We start from the raw sequence: 6,029 nt of genomic DNA on the forward strand, positions 1-6,029 counted from the left end.
AGAAACGGGGAACATCTCATGCGCACAAACACGCCCGTAGGCCGAAAGACGGCCGCCGCCCTCGGTGCCACCGCGCTGGCACTGGCCCTGGGCGCGGGGATCGGCACCGGTACGTCGTACGCCGACCAGCCCTCCGACGCCCGGTCCGCCGGTGTGGCGGCGGATGCGGCCAAGCCCAAGTTCCAGATGCCGTTCAAGTGCGACACCGTGTGGCAGCTCAACACCTGGGGCCACAACCCGGCCATCGACATCGTCGTGAACGGCAACCCCGGGTCCGACGGCAGGCCGGTCTATCCCGGCTACCCGGGCACGGTGGTCAAGGCGTCCTACGACACGGGCGCCGGCAACATGATCATCATCAAGCACGGCGGTGGCTGGTACACGGCGTACTACCACCTGCAGGACGAGCCCACCAGGTACGTCGACGTGGGCGAGCAGGTCGGCGCGAAGACGCAGATCGGCCGCATCGGCTCCACCGGCAGCAACGGGGGGAGCTGGGCGCACCTGCACTACGAGCAGCGCTACAAGGAGAAGGGCATCCCGACCCAGGAAGACCGCGAGGCAGTGGACTTCAACGGCAGGACGTACACGGGCCACAACGAGCAGTGGACGGACGTCGTCAGCAAGAACTGCTGACGACCCGCTTCGCGAACGGAACGACAGGGGTGCGCCGCTTCGAGCGGCGCACCCCTGTGGCGTACCGGGCCCGGGCCCGTCAACGAGCCCGCGAGTCGGCGGTCAGCAGTCCAACCGGGCCGTCGCCCCGTTGACCGTCTCAGCACGACGAGTCGGGCCGGGGTCCGCTCCTCCTCGACGCGCGCCACCTCAGCGCGCTCCTGGGTCGCCCGCCGCTGGAGCGTGTGGCCGACACCCGCCGGCATGACGGTGTGGTGCGCATTGTCCACCTGACATGTCATAGGTACCCATACCTCCCAGCCCCGACCAGCATGGTCATGGCACGACAGCAGATCCTCAACACAGCAACGGGGAAAGGGCCCATCATGAGCCTTCGCACGACACGCACTCGTCTCGGCGCCGGAATGGTCGCCGCTCTCGCCGCCGGCGCCCTGGCCGTGAGCGCCGCCCCGGCCTCGGCCTCGGCCTCCGCCGGCTACATCAACGGAGGCGGCGCCTACTCGAACGACTTCGGCGACGAGGGCGAGCTGTCCACCTCGTCGTACTCGAACTCGGGCGCCACCTGCCTGTGGCAGCAGATCCTGTGGGCGGAGGGTGCCACCGAGTCCAACGGCACCGCCTACGACTTCTCCGACATCGACGGCAAGTTCGGATCCAACACGAAGTACGCCACGGAGAAGCTGCAGGCGCGCTGGGGGCTGAGCGACGACGGCAGGGTCGGCTCCGACACGTTCGGCTACGCCGACAGCAAGCTGAGGTACTCGTCGGGGAACACGGGGTCGGGCGAGTGGCTCCGCGTCAAGTACGACGGGCGGGACCGCAACCTCGACCTCCTCCGCGCCACCGACGGCAAGTACATCATCTACACCTCCGGCTCCCAGTCCGGAGGCGGCCCGGTGTACGCCGCGTACAACGACAACTACTGCGACTGACCCGCGTCCACGCCTCGCGCCGCGGTGAGCCTCTGGGTTCCGGTGCTCACCGCGGCCCGATTCTGCGAAGCGATCGCGTCGGGCGCGTGCGCGTGCGCCACGGTCATCCGCATGTACGGCACCCTCACCGTCGACGACCCGGACCACCCCGAACTCGACGGCGCCACCGTCCTCACGCCGAACCGGGCCGAGGGCTCCCTGGACCCCGTAGCCGGAACAACCGGTTCCCCGGCGTCCTCGCGCATGCCGTCCTGACCGGCTCATTGCCGACTGCCCGGCGCCACGGCTCCAGATCCACACAGGACTCCAGATCCACACAGGAGGAGGGCCCGCCGGTACGAGACCGGCGGGCCCTCCTCGTGCTCGTGCGGCTCAGTGGAAGAAGTGCCGTGTCCCCGTGAAGTACATCGTGATCCCGGCCTTCTGCGCGGCCTCGACGACCAGCTCGTCGCGGACCGAACCGCCGGGCTGGACGATGGCCTTGACGCCGGCGGCGCTCAGGACGTCGATGTTGTCCGGGAAGGGGAAGAAGGCGTCCGAGGCCACGTACGAGCCCGCGGCCCGCTCGGCCCCGGCCCGCTCCACCGCCAGCTTGCAGGAGTCGACGCGGTTGACCTGCCCCATCCCGACGCCCACCGAGGCACCGTCCTTGGCGAGCAGGATCGCGTTGGACTTGACCGCGCGGCAGGCCTTCCAGGCGAACGCCAGCTCGGCCAGCTCGTCGGCGGAGAGGGCGTCCCCGGTCGCGAGGGTCCAGTCGGCCGGGTCGTCGCCGTCCGCCTGGAGCCGGTCGGTCACCTGGAGGAGCGCACCGCCGTCGACGGGCTTGAGCTCGACCGGGTTGCCGGGCGCGCCCGCCGCCTTGAGGACACGGATGTTCTTCTTCTTGGCGAGGGCTTCGAGCGCGCCGTCCTCGTAGTCGGGCGCGACGATGACCTCGGTGAAGATCTCGGCGACCTGCTCGGCCATCTCCTTCGACACCGGGCGGTTGACCGCGATCACACCACCGAACGCCGACAACGGGTCACACGCGTGCGCCTTGCGGTGCGCCTCGGCGACATCCGCGCCGACCGCGATACCGCAGGGGTTCGCGTGCTTGATGATCGCGACGGCCGGCTCGTCGTGGTCGTACGCGGCACGGCGCGCGGCGTCCGTGTCCGTGTAGTTGTTGTACGACATCTCCTTGCCGTGCAGCTGCTCGGCCTCGGCGAGACCGCCGGTCCCGGAGACGTACAGCGCGGCGGGCTGGTGCGGGTTCTCGCCGTAGCGCAGGGTGTGCGCGCGCTCCCAGGTGGCCCCGAGGAAGTCGGGGAACTGCGAGTCGTCGGCGGGCGCGTAGGAGGACGCGAACCAGGAGGCCACGGCGACGTCGTACGCGGCCGTGTGCTGGAAGGCCTCCGCGGCGAGCCGCTTGCGCGTGGTGAGGTCGAAGCCGCCGGCCTGCACGGCCGCGAGGACGTCGGCGTACCGGGCGGGGCTGGTGACGACCGCGACGGAGGGGTGGTTCTTGGCGGCGGCGCGGACCATCGACGGGCCGCCGATGTCGATCTGCTCGACGCACTCGTCGGGGGTGGCCCCGGAGGCCACGGTCTCCCGGAACGGGTAGAGGTTCACGACGACGAGGTCGAACGGCTCGACGCCCAGCTCGGCGAGCTGCTGCCGGTGGTCCTCCAGCCGGAGGTCGGCGAGGATGCCCGCGTGCACCTTGGGGTGCAGGGTCTTGACCCGGCCGTCCAGGCACTCGGGGAAGCCGGTCAGCTCCTCCACCTTGGTGACGGGGACACCGGCAGCGGCGATGCGCCCGGCGGTGGACCCGGTGGAGACGAGTTCGACGCCCGCCTCGTGCAGGCCGCGCGCGAGGTCTTCGAGGCCCGTCTTGTCGTAGACGCTGACGAGCGCGCGACGGATGCCCCGCTTGCCGCTCTCGGCCGTGACAGTGCTGTCGGCGGTCACTGGATAACTACCTTTCGTCCCTCAATGCGATAGCCGTTGCGGGCGAGCCGCCCCACGACATCGACGAGCAGCCTTCGCTCGACTTCCTTGATGCGCTCGTGCAGAGCGCTCTCGTCGTCCTCGTCCCGGACCTCCACCACGCCCTGCGCGATGATCGGCCCGGTGTCGACGCCGTCGTCGACGAAGTGGACGGTGCAGCCGGTGACCCGGGCGCCGTACGCGAGCGCGTCCCGCACCCCGTGGGCCCCCGGGAAACTGGGGAGGAGGGCCGGGTGGGTGTTGACGAACCGCCCACCGAACCGCGCCAGGAACTCCTTCCCCACGATCTTCATGAACCCGGCGGAGACGACGAGATCGGGCTCGTACGCGGCGACGGCCTGGGCGAGCGCCGCGTCCCACTCGTCACGGGTCTCGTACTCCTTGACCCGGCACACGAAGGTCGGCAGCCCGGCACGCTCGGCACGGGCGAGCCCCTCGATGCCACCGCGGTCGGCCCCGACGGCCACGATCTCGGCGCCGTATGCCTCGACACCGGTCGAGGCGATGCCGTCCAGCAGCGCCTGGAGGTTGGTGCCGGATCCGGAGACCAGCACGACGAGGCGCTTGGCCACGGGCTTGGCGGCCACGGTGGGGCCCTTTCTACGGGTTCTACGGGGAACGTTCGGTCCGCCGAATGTGTACTTGTGCATTCATACGAATGCTTCGCGTCCCCGGATACGGGGAAGTCTACGAAGCGGCCGACCGTCAGCAACGATACCGGCACACCGGACGGCCCCCGTGGGACGGGGGCGTGGCCGGGAGGTAGCGTCTGCCAGGAGCGGACTCGGGAACGCGGTCGGTGTGCGGGGCGTTCACGAAGTGACAGCTCATGCGCTGCCGGTAGATTTCACCGCCGAGATCACTCATGGAAAGACAGAGATCACGGCAGAGACCACGACCGGGATCACGACCGAACTCACCGCCGAGTTCACCTACGGACTTCACCGCCGCCAGGCACGCCTTCGAGTTCACACTGAGCGCACCTCCGAGTTCACCGCCGTAGTCACCGCCCTGTTCACCGCCGTATTCACCAAGGGGAAGACGCACTCCTGATGCCGGACCGCAGCCTCCGCCTTCCTTCGCTCCTGATGCACGAGCGGAGTTCCTCGCCCACGCCTCCGCGCGAGAGCGAGGACACCCCCGAGCAGTCCGGGCAGCCCGGTCGGGGCCAGGGCACGGGCTCTTCGGACGACAATCCGTTCGCGCCGCCGCCCGAGGGCACGCCCGACCGGCCGTGGCAGCCGCGCCGGCCCGACGGCCAGGGTTCCGACGACGGAGCGGGGCGCGGTGGCGGTCATTCACCCTGGGGCAGTCAGTGGAGCGACCGGCAGCCCGGCCGCTCGTCCGGCGGACCCTTCGGTGAGCGTCCGGGCGGCCAGGGTGGACCGGGCGGTCCCGGCCAGGGCTCCGAGGGCGGTCCGGGCAGCGGGCTGCGCTGGGACCCGACGGACCCCTCCCAGCGTCGCGCGCGGTACTCGTTGCTCTGCGGCATGTGGGCCTTCTTCTTCGCCCTCTTCGCCTGGCCGTACGTCGCGCTGCTGCTCGGCTCCCTGGCCGTGTACTGGGCCGTCAGCGCCCTGCGCGCCAAGCCCGGCACCCCGGACCCGGACCGGCCGGCGACCCCCGAGCCGAGCGGCCGTCCTCAGAAGACGGCGGCCATCAGCGGCCTGGTGACCTCCACGATCGCCCTCGTCATCGTGGCCATCACCTTCACGGCCCAGTTCGTGTACCGGGACTACTACACCTGCGTCAACGACTCCCTGACCACCACCTCCGCGAAGTCCTGCAAGGAACTCCTGCCGGAGGGGCCGCTGCGGCAGGTGCTGGGCGCGCAGTAGGGGCGCCGAGCCAGAGCGAAGGATGAAGGCGCGTCGTCGGTGGTCCCGGCGGCGCGCCTTCACCTCGTCAGACGGCCTCCCCGGAAGTGGGGTCGGGGGTGGGGGCGGAAGCGTGGCCAGAGATGGAGCCGGAGCCGGAGTGAGGGGTGCGTCTGTGCTCGTCCCGGCCGGTTGACGACGCCTCGCGCAGCGCCGCCCAGCGGGCCGCGCGGGAGTCCGGGTCCCAGACGGGCTGGGGTGCGGGGGTGGTGGACTCATAGGCGTACGGGTCGAGGGCGTCGTACGGTGCGAGGGCGTCGGTGGAGCTGATGCCGTAGCCGAGGTCGGCGTTGCCACCGAAGCCCGGGCTGGGACGGAGACGGGGAGCGGCGTCGGCTCCGGCTCCGGCTCCGGCTCCGGCTCCGGCGGCGGATGTGGAGCCGGCCGGGGTCGGCGGCTCGACCGGACACGGCTTCGTTCTGGAGAGCCACGTCGGGAACCTGCGGGAGCGTTTCGGAAGGGGCTGCGGCTGCGACTGCGGTGGGTAGGTCGGCGCCGTCGACCGCTCGGTGCGCCGGGCCCCGGTTCGGGGCTCGCCCGATGCGTCGGCCGTCGTCACGTCCCGGCCACCGGAGCCACCCCGGACAGCCTC

7 protein-coding genes and 1 pseudogene are annotated in these 6,029 nt (G+C 70.9%); 5 read left to right on the forward strand and 3 right to left on the reverse strand.

What is annotated here, in order from left to right:
• The first annotated feature begins 18 nt into the window (after positions 1-18).
• From AWZ10_RS09700 to AWZ10_RS52300, 3 genes are all read left to right on the forward strand, one after another.
• Entirely contained in the window at positions 19-636 is a 618-nt protein-coding gene (locus AWZ10_RS09700) for a M23 family metallopeptidase (protein ID WP_060890872.1), read from the forward strand.
• Positions 637-1,001: 365 nt separating this feature from the next.
• Positions 1,002-1,568: a peptidoglycan-binding domain-containing protein gene (locus AWZ10_RS09705; protein WP_046703093.1), complete on the forward strand. Its 567-nt coding sequence runs from the start codon at positions 1,002-1,004 to the stop codon at positions 1,566-1,568.
• Positions 1,569-1,679: 111 nt separating this feature from the next.
• Complete coding sequence (locus AWZ10_RS52300) at positions 1,680-1,823, forward strand: hypothetical protein (protein WP_167365934.1); 144 nt, start codon at positions 1,680-1,682, stop codon at positions 1,821-1,823.
• Between the two features lie 117 nt (positions 1,824-1,940).
• Here the strand turns inward: AWZ10_RS52300 and purH are convergent, their stop codons facing one another.
• Together purH and purN are read right to left on the reverse strand one after the other, a co-directional pair.
• On the reverse strand, positions 1,941-3,521 hold the full coding sequence (gene purH, locus AWZ10_RS09715; protein ID WP_037694332.1) for a bifunctional phosphoribosylaminoimidazolecarboxamide formyltransferase/IMP cyclohydrolase: 1,581 nt from the start codon (positions 3,519-3,521) through the stop codon (positions 1,941-1,943).
• Positions 3,518-4,147 carry a phosphoribosylglycinamide formyltransferase gene (gene purN / locus AWZ10_RS09720; RefSeq protein WP_046703091.1) on the reverse strand — a complete coding sequence of 210 codons (630 nt, stop codon included), beginning with the start codon at positions 4,145-4,147 and terminating at the stop codon, positions 3,518-3,520. Before purN ends, purH begins: the two co-directional genes overlap by 4 nt.
• Before the next feature lie 232 nt (positions 4,148-4,379).
• Here purN and AWZ10_RS09725 point away from each other — a divergent pair, with 232 nt between their 5' ends.
• Both AWZ10_RS09725 and AWZ10_RS09730 read left to right on the forward strand, forming a co-directional pair.
• On the forward strand, positions 4,380-4,613 hold the full coding sequence (locus AWZ10_RS09725; RefSeq protein ID WP_046703090.1) for a hypothetical protein: 234 nt from the start codon (positions 4,380-4,382) through the stop codon (positions 4,611-4,613).
• Positions 4,613-5,398 carry a membrane protein gene (locus AWZ10_RS09730; RefSeq protein WP_046703089.1) on the forward strand — a complete coding sequence of 262 codons (786 nt, stop codon included), beginning with the start codon at positions 4,613-4,615 and terminating at the stop codon, positions 5,396-5,398. Before AWZ10_RS09725 ends, AWZ10_RS09730 begins: the two co-directional genes overlap by 1 nt.
• A 67-nt stretch (positions 5,399-5,465) precedes the next feature.
• Here AWZ10_RS09730 and AWZ10_RS09735 read toward each other — a convergent pair.
• A pseudogene (locus AWZ10_RS09735) lies at positions 5,466-6,029 on the reverse strand (hypothetical protein); the annotation flags it as partial.

Origin of the sequence: Streptomyces europaeiscabiei, assembly GCF_001550375.1 — a bacterium.
Taxonomy (GTDB): Bacteria; Actinomycetota; Actinomycetes; order Streptomycetales; family Streptomycetaceae; genus Streptomyces; species Streptomyces europaeiscabiei.

Coding starts and splice junctions, on each gene's coding strand:
- AWZ10_RS09700 (WP_060890872.1), top strand. CDS start 19: ATGCGCACAAACACGCCCGTAGGCCGAAAGACGGCCGCCGCCCTCGGT.
- AWZ10_RS09705 (WP_046703093.1), top strand. CDS start 1,002: ATGAGCCTTCGCACGACACGCACTCGTCTCGGCGCCGGAATGGTCGCC.
- AWZ10_RS52300 (WP_167365934.1), top strand. CDS start 1,680: ATGTACGGCACCCTCACCGTCGACGACCCGGACCACCCCGAACTCGAC.
- AWZ10_RS09730 (WP_046703089.1), top strand. CDS start 4,613: ATGCCGGACCGCAGCCTCCGCCTTCCTTCGCTCCTGATGCACGAGCGG.